General features: G+C 58.4%; 14 protein-coding genes and 2 pseudogenes. 6 read left to right on the forward strand and 10 right to left on the reverse strand.

What is annotated here, in order from left to right; genetic code table 11:
- Nucleotides 1-112: 112 nt before the first annotated feature.
- Both ABE505_RS16845 and ABE505_RS16850 read left to right on the forward strand, forming a co-directional pair.
- Nucleotides 113-565: pseudogene (locus ABE505_RS16845) on the forward strand (integrase); the annotation flags it as partial.
- 236 nt (nt 566-801) lie between these two features.
- Entirely contained in the window at nt 802-1,308 is a 507-nt protein-coding gene (locus ABE505_RS16850; protein ID WP_346445786.1) for a hypothetical protein, read from the forward strand.
- Here the strand turns inward: ABE505_RS16850 and ABE505_RS16855 are convergent.
- The 4 genes from ABE505_RS16855 to ABE505_RS16870 all read right to left on the reverse strand — a co-directional run bounded on the left by ABE505_RS16855 (nt 1,298) and on the right by ABE505_RS16870 (nt 3,121).
- The gene (locus tag ABE505_RS16855) at nt 1,298-1,534 is read right to left on the reverse strand and encodes a hypothetical protein (RefSeq protein ID WP_346445788.1); all 237 of its coding nucleotides are present in this window, start codon (nt 1,532-1,534) and stop codon (nt 1,298-1,300) included. The two genes, ABE505_RS16850 and ABE505_RS16855, sit on opposite strands and share 11 nt — an antisense overlap.
- A gap of 128 nt (nt 1,535-1,662) precedes the next feature.
- Complete coding sequence (locus ABE505_RS16860; RefSeq protein ID WP_346445790.1) at nt 1,663-1,974, reverse strand: hypothetical protein; 312 nt, start codon at nt 1,972-1,974, stop codon at nt 1,663-1,665.
- Nucleotides 1,975-1,990: 16 nt separating this feature from the next.
- Nucleotides 1,991-2,323 (reverse strand): hypothetical protein, encoded by a 333-nt coding sequence (locus tag ABE505_RS16865; protein WP_346445791.1) that lies wholly within the window; start codon nt 2,321-2,323, stop codon nt 1,991-1,993.
- A gap of 36 nt (nt 2,324-2,359) precedes the next feature.
- Nucleotides 2,360-3,121 carry a hypothetical protein gene (locus ABE505_RS16870; protein ID WP_346445793.1) on the reverse strand — a complete coding sequence of 254 codons (762 nt, stop codon included), beginning with the start codon at nt 3,119-3,121 and terminating at the stop codon, nt 2,360-2,362.
- A gap of 111 nt (nt 3,122-3,232) precedes the next feature.
- Here ABE505_RS16870 and ABE505_RS16875 point away from each other — a divergent pair, with 111 nt between their 5' ends.
- The 3 genes from ABE505_RS16875 (at nt 3,233) to ABE505_RS16885 (ending at nt 5,175) form a co-directional block, all read left to right on the forward strand.
- The gene (locus ABE505_RS16875) at nt 3,233-3,580 is read left to right on the forward strand and encodes a helix-turn-helix transcriptional regulator (protein WP_346445794.1); all 348 of its coding nucleotides are present in this window, start codon (nt 3,233-3,235) and stop codon (nt 3,578-3,580) included.
- 93 nt (nt 3,581-3,673) lie between these two features.
- Nucleotides 3,674-4,258, forward strand: coding sequence for a hypothetical protein (locus ABE505_RS16880; RefSeq protein WP_346445795.1), 585 nt, complete (start codon nt 3,674-3,676; stop codon nt 4,256-4,258).
- Nucleotides 4,255-5,175 carry a DUF4868 domain-containing protein gene (locus ABE505_RS16885; RefSeq protein WP_346445797.1) on the forward strand — a complete coding sequence of 307 codons (921 nt, stop codon included), beginning with the start codon at nt 4,255-4,257 and terminating at the stop codon, nt 5,173-5,175. The genes ABE505_RS16880 and ABE505_RS16885 overlap by 4 nt, the downstream gene beginning before the upstream one ends.
- A 226-nt stretch (nt 5,176-5,401) precedes the next feature.
- Here ABE505_RS16885 and ABE505_RS16890 read toward each other — a convergent pair whose 3' ends face one another.
- From ABE505_RS16890 to ABE505_RS16915, 6 genes and pseudogenes are all read right to left on the reverse strand, one after another.
- Complete coding sequence (locus tag ABE505_RS16890) at nt 5,402-5,764, reverse strand: type II toxin-antitoxin system RnlB family antitoxin (RefSeq protein WP_346445799.1); 363 nt, start codon at nt 5,762-5,764, stop codon at nt 5,402-5,404.
- Nucleotides 5,761-6,825: an RNase LS family HEPN domain-containing protein gene (locus ABE505_RS16895; protein WP_346445800.1), complete on the reverse strand. Its 1,065-nt coding sequence runs from the start codon at nt 6,823-6,825 to the stop codon at nt 5,761-5,763. Before ABE505_RS16895 ends, ABE505_RS16890 begins: the two co-directional genes overlap by 4 nt.
- A 116-nt stretch (nt 6,826-6,941) precedes the next feature.
- Nucleotides 6,942-8,364 (reverse strand): annotated as a pseudogene (locus ABE505_RS16900) (site-specific integrase).
- A 286-nt stretch (nt 8,365-8,650) separates the two neighbouring features.
- On the reverse strand, nt 8,651-9,766 hold the full coding sequence (locus ABE505_RS16905) for a hypothetical protein (RefSeq protein ID WP_346445802.1): 1,116 nt from the start codon (nt 9,764-9,766) through the stop codon (nt 8,651-8,653).
- A gap of 119 nt (nt 9,767-9,885) precedes the next feature.
- Nucleotides 9,886-11,712 (reverse strand): ATP-binding protein, encoded by a 1,827-nt coding sequence (locus ABE505_RS16910; RefSeq protein WP_346445804.1) that lies wholly within the window; start codon nt 11,710-11,712, stop codon nt 9,886-9,888.
- 93 nt (nt 11,713-11,805) lie between these two features.
- Nucleotides 11,806-12,069: a hypothetical protein gene (locus ABE505_RS16915; protein ID WP_346445805.1), complete on the reverse strand. Its 264-nt coding sequence runs from the start codon at nt 12,067-12,069 to the stop codon at nt 11,806-11,808.
- Between the two features lie 260 nt (nt 12,070-12,329).
- On the opposite strand from ABE505_RS16915, the gene ABE505_RS16920 reads away from it, so the two are divergent.
- Nucleotides 12,330-13,895 (forward strand): MobA/MobL family protein, encoded by a 1,566-nt coding sequence (locus tag ABE505_RS16920; RefSeq protein WP_346445806.1) that lies wholly within the window; start codon nt 12,330-12,332, stop codon nt 13,893-13,895.
- Nucleotides 13,896-14,198: the final 303 nt, after the last annotated feature.

Below are 14,198 nucleotides of genomic sequence, written 5' to 3' on the forward strand. Positions count from 1 at the left end.
GCGCTCGACCTGAAGCACTGCGCGCTCTTCCGCGCTCAGGTGGCTGTACTGTTTTCCCATCGCGACACCCTACACTCCGCCGGGTGTTGCACTTGGAAGTTGAGTCTGCCCGGTGCCGATTCATCCCGAGCTGCTCGAGCTAGGGTTCCTACCCTGGGTCGATGGTCGGCGCGGAGCGGGCCATCAGCGTCTGTTTCCTGCGGCGAAAGCGGACGCCAAGAACGGGCAGGGGAACTGGATTTCTAAAGCCTTCTCGCGCCACCTCTCTGAGGTAGGCAAGGAGTGGGCGCCGGCCAAGCGCGGCTTCCACTCCCTCCGCAAAACCCTGATTCAAGAGCTACAAGGCGCCGGCGTCGTGTCGGAGCTTCGCGCGCAACTCGTGGGGCATGAGCTAGACGATGAGCACCACGCGACTTACAGCCGACACTTCTCCGCGAAGGAGAAGCTAGACGGACTAGGGCCGCATTCGCCTGGTCTGAGATCTTTGAAACACGGATTACGTCTTCAAGCTCTTCGCAATGCGGAGCAGGGCGCAGTTGTGCGGACTCAGGCGGCTAAGCGATGAAAGTCAGCAACGTGCGCTAAGGGCAAACCGGCGATCGCGCAGACACCCTGGGAAGCTGGAGGATTCCGCCGCGCGCCGTGCTGAAGCTCAGCTTTGTTTTGAGCGATGCGGCTACGCTATCGGCCAATGCCGCTTGGAGTGTAGGGAAGTGCTAATGTTGCACTGCCCTCCATTGCAGCGAGTGAGCGACAGGCGAGATTAATATCGAAACTTAAAATCGCACGGTGGAGGTGCTTATGAATAGTGATCGCAGCAAATTTTTGGTTGTCGAATTCAAGAAGCTTGGGCCCGAAGGAGTGGCAACGCACGATCAATACCTGTCGCGCTACTGGGTCTGCAGCGCGCAAATTCCAATGGGATTTGAAGCCGCGAGTTACGCTTTAGACGTAGCGATTAACCAATGCGGGTCTCGCCTATCCAAGAATGAGTCTGAAGTTAATCAATCCTGGAGCGCTCCATTGCCTGAGCAGCTTTGGGAGACGCTTGAATCTTGTGGCATGATTTCTGGGCTAGCGGGTATCGCTGTTCTAGAGGTGGTCTTGCACACCAAAAACGGACCAGTATTTTTGACTCGTCCCCGCCGCTTCCTAGTAGTCCAGCGGGGCATGACAAACGCTATTTATTCATGCGACAACGTTATAGAGGCTTTTTCTGTCGCGGAAGATCTAAACCAAGGTAAAGCGGTCCCGCGCCAAAATGTTGATTCGATCTCTAGGCCAAAAACCCGCCAACTTAAAAAATAAACTCGGTTCCGTCTGTCCTAACCACACGCTTCATGTCTTCGGGAGTCGGCCAGCCTTTCAATATGTTTGCAACCCAACCGGGATGCTGCTGTGGAAGGGGCGCGATGGCTGCATGCCGTGCTTCGGCAGCTACCAAAGCTGCATCGGCTTCTACTAATGCTTCTCGTAATGAAAGTCGGCACAGCGCCGACAGCAAAGCTTGGGTCCAGAACTCGTTGCTATTCATAACGGATATCACCCGATAAAAAACTGTGATACCAGCACTTGCGCATCTGTCAAGGGCATGTTGCTCCAGCTGTTCCGCTTACGGGAATCAGGCACCGCTCATGTGAGCGGTGCCGAAGCGCATTCTTGTCAGCTAACGCCGCCCAAGAGCACGAGGACGATTGTTGGCAGCAGCACGAGAGCTCCCACCAGGCCCATCACGCCGGCGGCGGCGACCAGCCACACCTGGCCCCACCCGAATCCCGGGTCGCGCCGCTGAGCGTGCCCCGCTTCGGCGGGAAAAAGCCGTTCCGCCCGTCGACGCAGAAGGCGGGACAGCACGGGGCCGACGACCAGGCCGAAGGGACCCAACATCAAGACCGACACGCAGAAGCACCATGTGAAGCGCGTGGTCGGGGTCATGACCCGCTTCGTTGAAACGGGGTGGGTCACATAAGACATGCTGAGTCTCCGAGGGTTAGGGCGAGGCGGTATGGGCAGTCCACCCGCCAGAGGCGTTGCTGAAGCGGACAGCGCCTCCGAGAGGCAGCCGCTGCTCTGTGCCGGCCACAAGCAACACCACGTTTCCTGAGACGTCGCAGCGGAAGCCGTCCCCGCTCGGGTCTTCCGCGCATCCGGTGAGGAGGAAGTTGTCATAGCCCCGGACCATGCCGGGCTGGCCAGTGGCCTGCTCGTATTGGCGCGTCAGCGCTCGCTGGGCATCACTGGAAGAGGGTGGTCCCCCGCCGCTGCACGCGGACAGCGCAAAGGTCAGAGCAAAGGCGAGCAGGGAAGTGCGGCGGTAGGGCATGGTTCGTCCTTAATCAGTCGAGGATTGGCGAGGGGGTCACTTGTCGCGATTTCCGTCGGCATCGAAACCGGCGATCCACATCCGCGTATCGCGGAACGGTGTGAGGAGGCCGCCCGGGCCAGGGTTGAGGTCTTCTGCGCGGAGGAAGCCGGATACCCAAGCAGCGCTCAAGGCAACTTTGCGGGCCTGCAAGGCCACGTCACCGCGGCTCACGCGCACGTTGAACGGCTCACGGGGCGGATTCGGGCCCGTGGTGCGCTGGTCGCCCGTGTTTGGCTTGTTGAGTCGGACTCGCAGGCCGACCATGAGATCGGTCGTGGCCTTGATGCGCGCGGCATGGTTGAGCTCGGCGGTCTCGCCCAGATCATCGGTGATGGTCAGCGGGGCATCCGCGCAGGCTTGGAACGTCTCCGTGGTCGACGCGGTGGCGTTGGTCCAGATGCGCGCCTCCACGGTCCAGCACTGGAGGCTTGAACCCCATTCCTTGAACGTCAGCGCGACCCGAGGCCATTCCAGTCGACCGAGCTGGGCTTGCTGATGATCCTCGGCCTTGAACAGGCCATTGATGCGGCCGGCTCCGGTCAGAGGGTTGTAAAGCGCGACGCTCCCAGCAGCGCTCGAGGTGCTCCCTGTTGCGTTTGCCGGCAGTCCGACTGCTTGGCGTCCAGCGTCATGGAGACTTTTTCCCAGCTGTCGAAAGAAGCCAGGCTTCTGTTCCGCGTCTTGAGCGATGGCGGGTGAGGTGGTGAGTGCCAAGAACAAGAGCGCGACCGGCGCTCCTTGCGTTGCGTGCTTCATGCAAGACCCCTGTAAGCCGCCGAACCAGCGACGTTTGCCATATTGGCAAATGCAGTCCAGACTTGGAAGCGTCAGACTGCGGGTTGAGTTAGCTTCCGTTCGATCTGCCAGATGCCCGCCTTGTTGCCCACCGCATCAACCCTAGGAAGGCGCCTTCGAGAGGCACGCCAGGCGCGGGGCATGACGCAAGCGGCGTTGGGCGCAGCGCTTGGCGTTGAGGAAGAGAACTCGGCCGCTCCCAGGATTTCGCGATACGAGCGCGGGGATCGGATGCCAGATGAAAGCACCATGGAAGCGTTGGCGGAGGCGTTGGGGCTCCCTGTGGCTTACTTTCATGCCACATCGGACCTGCTTGCAGAGATCATCTTGCTGATGTCCCGGCTGCCAGAAGAGCAGCAACGGGAGCTTCTCGAACGAGCACGAAGGTTAGCCAAGCGAGCAGAGAAGGGGGCGCCGTAGACGGCGCAAGCCATGACGCGATCGGCAGATACGTCGCGACGGGTGAGATCAGCCCAAAGTAGATTGGAACGGTGAGGAAAGGAGAAGCCCACCATGCAGTTCCGTTTGTGGTCTGGAGCAGCCCTTTTCCTGGGCTCCTACCTGCCACTTGCCCTGATCCTGCTCGTCCAGGATGTCCGCGAAAAGCACTGGGGCGCGCCAGTGTGCGGATGGCGGGGCAACTTCGATTGCACCCTAGTGGTGTTCGAGCACCCGTGGCTCGCCATCGGCAGTGTGCTGCTGACTGCGGCGGCTCTTTACCTGACGCTCGTTTCGATGAAAGCGGTCCGCCTCAAGCAGAGAGTGCGGGTGCTTGAGGTCAAGTCCATTCCGAACGACCTGATCGGCTATCTCTTTCCCTACGTCGTGTCGTTCATGGGCATGAGCTATGGACAGCCCAAGCAGATCGCAGGCTTCCTCGTGTTCTGGGTTGTGCTCTTTGCAATAACCTACCGGTCGGGCCAAATCCTCATGAACCCGCTGTTGATCGTCTTGGGCTGGCGGCTCTACGACGTGAAGATGAGCATTGGTCAGAAGGAGGAGGTCAGGAGCGCCAGGGTGCTGAAGAAGGGCAAGCTTCTTCCTGGGCCCCAGCGCGCAGAAGAAGTTCAGGACGTATTTCTTATGGGGGATCCATGACGGAACAGGCACTTCAGAACCTCAAGAATTTCGATCTCGAGGGAGCTGACGTATTCCTCTGGGTGTTCCGGCGAACAAGCACGGCTGCGAAGTATTCGGCCAGCCACGTGCGGACCGACGAGACCCTTGATGAAGCGTTGCGCGGATTCGCACTCACGGAGCGTGATCGCATCACTGAGTGGGTTCCCTATAGCCATCTTTCACAGGCGACAGAGAACGGGTGTTTGTCTGTCGATGCAATGGAGACCAACTTCGAAGCCCTCAAGGCACTTGCTGAGCGCCCCGAGATGGAACATGCCGTCAATAGCCTCGCGAAGCTCAAGGGCTCCACGGGCTACTTGGTGAAATTCGTTGCGGATGGTTCGACGCTCTACGCCATGCGCAGGTCGCCTTCGACTTGGAAGCCGGCTTACAAGAAGAAGGGTGTGATCAACACCGTCTTCAGAGACGGTGAGCTAACCGCTGTAGAGGATGTCGATTTCACGATTGAGCCTGGCTTCGATCTGTTCGCGCTGGACGATGCTCTCTTGGTCGGCAACAAGCGTGGCTTCGAGTCCATGATGCAATACAGGGCTGGCTATGTTCAGGCATTCGGTGAGCTCCAAGAGGCGCCAGAGTTCGTCGCGATCTTTACCGACATGGCACCGCTTGTAGAGCATGTTGGGCAGAACGGAACCCATCTTCGCCGGATGGCCGTCATCCAAGAAAAGGGCTTCTACAACAATCCAGCCTACTTGGGCGCGTTGAAGACTGTATGCGACAAATATCAATGGGGCATCGGTTTCGACGCTGCCGGCCGCATCATCCCGACAGCGGAAACGGCGGCCGTCATCATGAAGCTTCTGCTCGACCAACGCTTGGTGAGCGAGATCACGCAGATCATGTATGACGTTCCAGATGGCACCCCTGTGGCCTAAATACTGGATTTTCTGCCGAGCGCAAGTTGCTTCACTCGCTTTTCCTTGCCACTTTCGACCATATGGCTGAAATGGCAATTGTTGATGTCACTCATGACGCCTGAGCAGCAGGCTACGCTTCTATGGGAGGCGAGAAGACAGCACATCTCGCTGGCCCGCAAGAAAAACGTGAAACGAGAAGCGGGACTTGATGCGACTAGGTATTCCGTCCCGCGCATCAGGAGTATCAGAGGGGAATGCCTTTACGAGCGGCGAACTGCATGGCGGGCGTCAGCAGGGTTAGATCGAATTCCGAAAAATGTTCTTGTAGGTAGCTTGCCGCTGCCTCTCTAACCTCTCTTTCTGGATCCACCGGCTTTAGATCAAGTGCTGGCGGGAACTTATCTCCATCGAAGCTTGTTGAGAAAAACCGACGAGAACGCGAACCGTTTGACGCCAGAAGATCAAAGACGACAGCACCTTGAACGTGTAGGTGACGCAGCTCCTCGCCAATCTCGTTGATATGTCGGTATGGAAGCTCAGCTCCCGTCGCCATGATGACGACTGCAAACTTCGAGCGGACTGAATTAATGAGCGCAAAGCTTTTCATGTGCTTATCCTCGCCCCAGCTATCGTTCGGTAGTCTGCCTCAATCGCGTCGAGGACTGTGTCAACGATCGTCACCGCCTCTTCGCGGGTGTCCAAGATCCGTGTCGTATTGAGGACACCGTCCATATGGAAAAGCCGATGCCGATGAGTGAGCCACAACTTGTAGCACCTCACCAAAGCAGCTTGAACTTCGGTTGAAGCGGTTCCGTGATAGGTCGAAACCATGCGCCATTGCGTGCCCACCTGGTGAAAGAAATCACCAAGTTTTTCGAGTTTATTTGGGTCAACGCCAACTTCCTCGGCAAGCACCTGAAAGCAAAAACCCTCCAAGCTTCGAAGCGCTGGAAACGCGATTGCCGCGTAATCTTCCAGAGCAATGCTTACCTTGGTGAGAGCTAACGCCGAAGAAAGCTCAATTCGGACAACATCGTGCAGATAGTCGTGGGCATGGGGTATGCGAGCTTCCAGGTCGTGTCTGATTTGGTCAACCGAGATGGGGACCTCATAGACGGCTTTCTGGTGCGCCAACACCTGATCGAGTGGCAATAAAGTCTGGATCAGATCAAGGCTCCAGCCTGCCACTTGTCCGTGGATGCCTTGCAGCTGAAGCGTCCCGTTATTGAATATTTTTAGGGTGAGTGCATCGTTCAGAGGCCCTTTGAGCCGGACAATTCGATACTCTGCGCGCTGCTCATCGGATACTTTTCTGACACCCCTCTCTTCCAAAAACTCTAAAAGCTGCTCGCTATCTGCAGGCGGAAACCTAGGCACGGAAATGTTGACAGGCGCGGTGCTTCCGAAACCGCACGTTTCTCGAATCTGGGCGGCGATCAGATCGTGAGTGGCTCGGTCGTAACCAGTTGCATACCCGATGGTGCACTTCCCATCTCCGCCCACGAAGATTTTGATAAGGAATGCGGTTCCATTGAATGACCCGGTGTGCTGGACGAGCTTGCCCTCATTGAGATCCTCGTGCTGCAAGCCGGTGGCACCAAATGCCTCCAAAGTGGCCGATACCTTGGTGTAGTCCAGCGGGATGTTCTTGTAGGGGTTCGGGGGCATGGTCGAGCAACAATCCGTGTCTTGTAACACTCCAGTATACCGAACAATGAGAATGCGCAAGTGGCTACCCAAGTAGTAGCTACGTTGCAGCGTTTGGGTCGGGGTCGGGGTCGGGGTCAGGGATAGAACTTGCTGGGGTCCTTCAGCTGCTGGCGGAACTGCCCCCGCTTGTAGACCGGTAGCTCCACTGCCGGCCGATACTGTTCCAGTGCTCTGATCTGCTTCGCACGAGCGAGCGCCGGCTTCTTGTGGAAGTAGGCCTCATGCAGGACAGGCACCTTCTTGCTGACGGAGTGCCCGGTCACCATGGCGATGTCCTCTTCCTGAACTCCCAGGTGATGGAGCTCGGTGGCGAGGGTATGGCGGAAGGCGTGGAAGCCGACTCCCTTGGGCACGCCCAGCGTCTTCAAGTAGCTGCCGAACTGACTCACCGCCGCTTGGCTGTAGCGCGCATTGGTCTCGCCCGTTGTGCGGTTGATGCCAGCTGACAGGTGCGGGAAAAGCCGTGGGTGACCGCAGGCCTTGATGTCGTCGAGGAAATCGAGAAAGCCGGCGTCCAAGAGGGGCTGTGCGATGGGCAGCGTGCGAACCGCGGACTTGCCCTTTAGGCTCTGGCGGCTGCGCCCCCTTGTCTTGTGCGCCAAGTCAGGGTCCACAGTCTTCTGGATCCGGATGCACCATACCCCGCCTTCCTGTGCGATGTCGGCGACCTTCAGCTGGCACACCTCGTTGATTCGGGCGCCCGTGTAGAGCCCGATCAGGGGCACCCACCATCGATGGGGATATTTGCTGGCCCACGGGATGAAGGTTTCGGGTGCGAAGATGCGCTGAAGGTCCGCCTCGTCGAAGAGGCGTTCGGCCCTGTTTGGATCAATGACCAAGTCCTTTTTGACGTCCGCGAACGCTTCGATCGGTGAGCCTGGAATCGCCTTCTTCTTTACCAGTTGGTTGAAGAAGGCCGATAAGAGGCTTCGGTGCTTGGCGAAGGTGCTTTCCGCTGGTGGCGCGACCTGCTGCTTCTGCCCCAGGTCAATCACAACCTCCGGAGTCATCCGATCAAACCCTGGGAAGGTGGTAACCCCGCTGGGTGCCCACCGCAGCACGTCCCAGAGCAGATAGATGTGCTTGTAGTCGATGCGGTGGACGGGGATGTCGCCGCAGGCGAACTGAAGCCATCCTAAGGTGCGACCACAATCGCCAATCGTGCCGGAGGCGAGCCCTCGGCGATCCATGTCCTTGAGTTAGTCGTCGATCTCGACCGACAACAGGCGGGCAGGGTGGGCCACTGGGAGCGGTTCGGGATAGCGTGTGCCGTCCTTTGAGCTCCGCATGCGCTTTGTCTTGTCGCACGCCGCGTTGAGGATCTCCTGGAAGTGGATGGCCGCTTCCCGGCCCGCCACCGACACCTCGTCTATGCTGATGCGGCCAATGCGGAGGCCTTTCATCTGCATCGCGCCAAAGGGGTTGGCAATGTAGTTTTGGATCTCGTCTTCCGGGTTGTGTGCCATGTCTCTACTTCCATCGTTCCGATGGAAGCAACTTCAATCAGCTACGAAATTCGTCAACCCACAATCGGCATTTTTCTTCGCCGCCCGCAGTCACCTTAGGCATTGGGATTCGGCGGGAACGAATGGAAGAGCCTGACGCGGAAATTCTTGAGCTATCTGGACTTTAAATCATTGCAAATCAAGGACGTAGCGAGCGACTAGGTTTCAGCTCTCGGAGTCATTGCCATACTGTTTAAGAAAATAGGCTAACAAGCGGTTCAAATAAAAATGAACCTTAAATAAACGGGTATGGCGGCGGTTAGCTTATTTCGCATTTCTCAATGTGGCGAAAACGCAAGCAAACGTATTTCATGCCTCAATTGTTCAATCCGCCGATGAACGACTAAACCACTTGGCCGAATTTTCTTAACCTCATGCGCCATGGCAATTGCCGATAACACCCCGTGATCAAAGAACGGGTTAAGGCCAATGATATTGCCGGCCGCTCGATCGACTGGATCGCCGCTGGTTCGAATTCTGACATAAGCTTCAATCGCCCGGTCCATGCCGCCGTTGTTGCTAAAGAGAAGCAGTGCAGAGAAGGCAGATACTAGACTGTAAAGAGGCTTGCGCTCGTCATAAAGGAATTTTGAAGGCCACTTGACGGAGCGCTCTTGTCCAACGATGAAGTGCGTCAATTCTCTTACTTGGCTGTATTCCTGTTCAGTTGAAGAGGGGTCGAAGATGAGTGCGTCCTCACTTCGCTTTATGCGCGTGGTGATGAGGCTTTGGTTTTGGCGCAAGAAGTGGAAGACGTGGCGCTTACGATTGATAATTTCATAAATGTCTTTGTTTTCGTCGATAAACTTCTGGTTTCCGAACTCGTTTGGATTGAAGTCCGGAAGCCTCGCCATGGCAGGCGTGAATCTCGGCGAGAGCAAAGGGTAGTCATTCGGTAGTCTGAAGAGTTCAGAAAGGAAGTCTTGGTCTATCGCGGACCTATAGGAGTGCTTTCTCCTGACATCAAGAAACCATTGACGCATTTTGCGCATGGTTTCTTGGCTAAAAATGCCTAGTTCGATCCCCTTGGATACCCGATCCCCAACAATCCTCGCCAGCGCCGATTGGGTCGAGTTGAACCTAACAAGGTGGTCATCCAGAGACGATTTGGTGCTATCGGCCTCGAACTCGCAAAGCTCTAGATGCTCCGGGAAGCGAAAATGGGATTGGCTAGTGAGGCGCTGTGGATTTGACTTGGAACGACCGGCCACCACGACAGCCGGACTTCCAAGGCCGCACCCAGGGCAAACAACATCACCAGCGATGAACTCCCTATTCGCTTGCGATATGTGAGTGGGATCCGCCTTAGTCGAGCTCTCGGGATTCAACCACGCTAGTAACTGCACTACATCGTATTCACCCTTCAAGGTCTTTGAGTAGGCAGAGATCGGCATCGGTCCAACACTCCATAGACAGGCGCTTAGGTGCGTAGCGAATTAAATTGTCGTATCGCGGTGAAAACCTTCCACCATCAATTCCACTCTGATGTCACTGGTCTCTCAATACTCGGATTTTACGACAGCATTCTCCCCAGTCTCTGAAGCCATCCACGCACCTCACCCTCTGGGTCGCGTTGGTCGAGCATGGCCGCGGTCATGAGCGGGAACGCGTGTTCGGCCAGCTTGGCTTTGGCTTTTTTGTCGCGGAGCGGCTCACCGTGGCCACGGTGCGCTGCAAAGGCTTCCCCGAAGACCTTGGGCGTGGCCTTGCCGTCCACGGGCTGGTCCGTGACTTCGATCCTAACGCCGAACGCATGAAAAACGGCATCGGTGTGGAGGTAGCTCTCGATTTCGTGCTTGCGCGTCACAACGGCCCAAGAACCGTCATTCCTCGCGTTGACTTCCGCTGCGCGGTCCACATAAGCCGCGACATCGCCGTCATAGATGTGGACTTCCGGCTTGTTCAACGCGCGCAGGTAGTGCTCGTTGACCCAGTGTTCCAAGGTGCCTCCCCCCAGGACGATGAACGCCACGCGCTCGTCCGAGGCCAGGCAAGGGAACACCGGGTCAGCGAGATGCAGGGCTCGGGACAGGCCCCGCATAGCCAAGACGTCGGTCGGCCCTTCGACGCACAAGAGGACTTGAACACGACTGTCGGGCGTGACACCCAACGCTTCAGCGACAGACCCGAAAACGTCGACACCTGCTTGGACCTGAGGTTTGGCGGTTGCCGACTCGCGACAGACATAGCGGATGCTGCTTTGAGGCAGCGATGAGGCAAAGCCCGGACTGTGCGTGGTGAGCAACACCTGGCAACCTGGGTCCTCTGACAACGACTTGAAAGATTCGATCAAGATGCGCTGGTAATTGGGGTGCTGCGCGGTTTCGGGTTCCTCGATTGCGTAGATGATGCTGCGCTTGGCGCTAGTCCTAAGGCGTCGCTCTGCCTCTGCTTTGAAGAAGCTGACCAAGACGAGGCGCCGCACACCGCTGCCACGCTTGTTCAATGGGATCCCGTCGTCAGTGTTGAGGCCAAGCGAGAAGAGCGATTGCCACTTGGCAGGCGTCGGCGGGTTGAATTCAGGCGTCAGTTCGCGGGCCAAATTGGGATCGATGGTGGCCAAGGCGGCGTGCGTGACTCGGGCGATTTCTTCGGCCTTCTCGCGCACCTTTGCTTGAATGTTAGCGATGTCGTCTTGCACTTCGGCGATGGCAGCCGCGACGGCTGCCTTCATAGGACTTTGCACCTCGTCGTCAGAGTCTCGGCTGCTTCGGTCGCTTTGGAACAGCGCGAACATCGGCAAGTGGGGTTCGATCTGATCCCAGATGCGCTTGGCATCTTCCTTCGCCTTTCCCACGGGGATGGCGACCTCCTGCAGTTGGAGGTCGTCGACCGCGCTCCAAAGGGCGCGGCGCATCCCGGGATTGCCCTTCAACGAAACGGTCAGCCCCTTAGCCTTGACGCGTTTCTGAAGCTCCGATTCCTTCAACTCCAGCAAGTCACCGTAGTCGGGCGCGGTGGGGTGCTGGGCAATGACGTGGATTTCGGCTGACGGCTTTTGCTTGGAGCAATCGAAACGCTTGCGGATCTTCAAGCGCCCATCGGCGGCGAGCAAGTATTCGTCGGCCAAGGTGGTTTCCGCCCCAGCATCGAGGGTCAGCGCGGGTGGCATGCTTGAGAACTCGCAAGTGATGGCCACTTGTTTGTCCTCGGTGTGGACGTTGGCGTCCCCAGGCTCCATGGCAACCACGCCGGAATTGAAGAAGATTTCCAATGCCTCAAGGATCGTGGACTTGCCGATGTCGTTTCGGCCCACGAACGTGGTCAGATCGTCCAGTTCGACACGGATCTCATCCGCGTAACAGCGGAAGTTCTGGATGCTGATTGCTTCCAAGCGCATGTCGTTGCCCCCTTGGCATCTTCTCGCGGCCCCCAAGCCGCCCTCCCCGAGAATAGTGGACCGAGGGGCGTCGTTGCTCAAGCCTCCAAAGCGTCAGTGGGCGCGTGTCTCAGTGTCGCATCTGCCGGCCATGTGCTTCGCGAGTAGTGCTGTGAGTTCCACATCAGGAAGTGCGTCAGCTCCAGTCTGAAAAACGATCTCGGCCACCTCTGCTTTGCGGCGTAGCTCATCTCGCTTTGCCTGTTTCTTCGCTTGAGCGTCGCGGCGCTGATCGGCCAACAACTCTTTGGCTTGAAGCTGCGCCAGCTGCTGCGTGGCACGCTGGATGCGTTCGTGGTAGTGGCTTTTTTCACTCATGCCGGGATCTCCGTTTGCGTTGCTTCGAGTGAAACAAAGAAATGGGACTCGTCAAGTTCGCTGCGATTAGAAATTTCGGGAGCGGCCGAAATCAAGAAAGGCTGAAAAGCAAGCCCAAAGCGAATCGCGCAAGAGCGCACTTAGGCATTCCTACGGAATGCGTGCGCACGGGGCTGGCGCCCCTTGAACCCCAAGCGCTGCGCGCTTGCGCAAATCAAAAGCCAGGGCATAAAGGACAGAGCACAACCACGAGCTCTTCCATGGCGATCTACCACGCGCGCGTCAAAACTTTTAGCCGAGCCAAAGGGCATTCGTCCCTCGCAGCCGCAGCCTATCGGGCTGGCCTTCTGATCCTCGACGAGATCACGGGCACTCGTCACGACTACCGGCGCCGAGGCGGCGTGGTCGAGACGCGCTGCGTCGTGCCAGACGACGCGCCCGAGTGGGCTCTGACCCCCACCGAATTGTGGCCGGCTGCGGAGCGCGCTGAGCGTCGCAAAGACGCGACAGTGGCGCGGGAGTTCGAGGTTGCCTTGCCGCACGAGCTAACCGATGAGCAGCGTTCGGACCTGGCCGGCGAGATCACACGGGCATTGGTCGAGCGCTACCGCTTCGCGGCTCAAGTCTCGATTCATTCGCCAGATGCCAAAGACGGGTTGAACTGGCATGCGCATGTGCTGGCGACGACGCGCAGGATCTCTTCGGATGGCTTGGCCGAAAAAACGCGAGAGCTAGACGGCGGACCTGCTGGCAGGGCAGAAATCGAGTGGGTTCGAGAAATGGTGGCCCGAGTCACCAACGCACACCTCGCTGCTGCCGAGGTCGATGCGACCGTGGACCATCGCAGCCTGGATGCCCAAGCGCAGGCCGCCTTGGACCGCGGCGACCTTGGCGCAGCGCTGGCTCTGACGCGTCAGCCTACGAAGCACATTGGGAAGAACGCATCCGCGCTCTCTCGCCGCGGAATGGATTCCGACCGAGCCGATGTCACCGCCGGCATCGAGCGGGAGAACGCTGAGCAGTTCGAAGCGCTGCTACAGCAAGCCGTTGCCCAGGGACGGGCTATCCCATCATCTGAGGGGCATGGCGAGGAACAGGCCAAGCGTGATCGGCAACGTGGGCGGCCCGCGGCCGTGGTCGACTTGTCCCAAGACCATGGGGGAGGGCAGCTGCGTGGAGTGCGTGGCCTGCGGCTTACAGGCGTTGGGTCCTACGCGCTGCCGCCTCGCAGCGAGGGACCGGATGCCGAGGTGCTGTTCGGAGAGGCGATGGGGCTTTGGTTGGACGATGCATTGGCTGGCGTGTTGGATCGCCTTAGGGCCACCCGGCAATTGCTGGAAGACCACGCATCGCGCCTGGCGACCCATGCCGGCGCCAAGGGGCTGCGTCCTGACCTTCGAGAACTGGTGAAGCGCTTGAAGGCTGTTCGGCGATGGGCGGTCGAATGGCGTCGTCGCTTGGGCGTGGAAAGCCGCGCACTGGCAAACCTTGGGCGCGCAGAGCGGGCGTTGGAGGAATTCTCCGAGCACCACCCCACGCCCGGAGAGTGGTCACCCAAGGAGTGGGCAACGCGCCGCGGGAGGCGGTTCGCAGCGCTGGAGCAGCGTCTGAACGCGTTGAAGCGTGCGAGGGAGGCGATATCGCCCGAGGCGGAAGCCGACTGCCATGATCGGCTGGAGAGCGCCATCATCGATGCAGAAGCCTGGAGCCAAGATCTCGTCCAGCGATACTCGGTTGCTGAAGACAAGATGGCGCCCGCGTTCGGACCCATCAAACTTCTTGAGCTCAAAACACCGTCGTCATCGAAGGCGCCCCGACTGCACTAAAAAGGCGCCCTGGTGGGCGCCTTTGGTTTGCCGTCGAGCGGAGCATGCTCAATGCAGCGTCGGGCCCCTCGGCGAAGAGCCTGACGTGCCGGGTGCGGGTGAAGTGGGCTTGCGTCGGTTCGCGCGCCACTCTGCAAGGGGCGGCGGATCGCGAAACACGATCTGGCTTTTCGTTTTGACAGTCGGAGGGCTGGGCAGACTCAACTTCCAAGTGCAACACCCGGCGGAGTGTAGGGTGTCGCGATGGGAAAACAGTACAGCCACCTGAGCGCGGAAGAGCGCGCAGTGCTTCAGGTCGAGCGC

The organism is Luteimonas sp. TWI382 (assembly GCF_039674545.1).
GTDB lineage: Bacteria > Pseudomonadota > Gammaproteobacteria > Xanthomonadales > Xanthomonadaceae > Luteimonas.

Bases quoted from the DNA above. Each gene is read 5' to 3' on its own strand.
- ABE505_RS16850 (WP_346445786.1), top strand. From the start codon at position 802: ATGAATAGTGATCGCAGCAAATTTTTGGTTGTCGAATTCAAGAAGCTT.
- ABE505_RS16855 (WP_346445788.1), bottom strand. From the start codon at position 1,534: ATGAATAGCAACGAGTTCTGGACCCAAGCTTTGCTGTCGGCGCTGTGC.
- ABE505_RS16860 (WP_346445790.1), bottom strand. From the start codon at position 1,974: ATGTCTTATGTGACCCACCCCGTTTCAACGAAGCGGGTCATGACCCCG.
- ABE505_RS16865 (WP_346445791.1), bottom strand. From the start codon at position 2,323: ATGCCCTACCGCCGCACTTCCCTGCTCGCCTTTGCTCTGACCTTTGCG.
- ABE505_RS16870 (WP_346445793.1), bottom strand. From the start codon at position 3,121: ATGAAGCACGCAACGCAAGGAGCGCCGGTCGCGCTCTTGTTCTTGGCA.
- ABE505_RS16875 (WP_346445794.1), top strand. From the start codon at position 3,233: ATGCCCGCCTTGTTGCCCACCGCATCAACCCTAGGAAGGCGCCTTCGA.
- ABE505_RS16880 (WP_346445795.1), top strand. From the start codon at position 3,674: ATGCAGTTCCGTTTGTGGTCTGGAGCAGCCCTTTTCCTGGGCTCCTAC.
- ABE505_RS16885 (WP_346445797.1), top strand. From the start codon at position 4,255: ATGACGGAACAGGCACTTCAGAACCTCAAGAATTTCGATCTCGAGGGA.
- ABE505_RS16890 (WP_346445799.1), bottom strand. From the start codon at position 5,764: ATGAAAAGCTTTGCGCTCATTAATTCAGTCCGCTCGAAGTTTGCAGTC.
- ABE505_RS16895 (WP_346445800.1), bottom strand. From the start codon at position 6,825: ATGCCCCCGAACCCCTACAAGAACATCCCGCTGGACTACACCAAGGTA.
- ABE505_RS16905 (WP_346445802.1), bottom strand. From the start codon at position 9,766: ATGCCGATCTCTGCCTACTCAAAGACCTTGAAGGGTGAATACGATGTA.
- ABE505_RS16910 (WP_346445804.1), bottom strand. From the start codon at position 11,712: ATGCGCTTGGAAGCAATCAGCATCCAGAACTTCCGCTGTTACGCGGAT.
- ABE505_RS16915 (WP_346445805.1), bottom strand. From the start codon at position 12,069: ATGAGTGAAAAAAGCCACTACCACGAACGCATCCAGCGTGCCACGCAG.
- ABE505_RS16920 (WP_346445806.1), top strand. From the start codon at position 12,330: ATGGCGATCTACCACGCGCGCGTCAAAACTTTTAGCCGAGCCAAAGGG.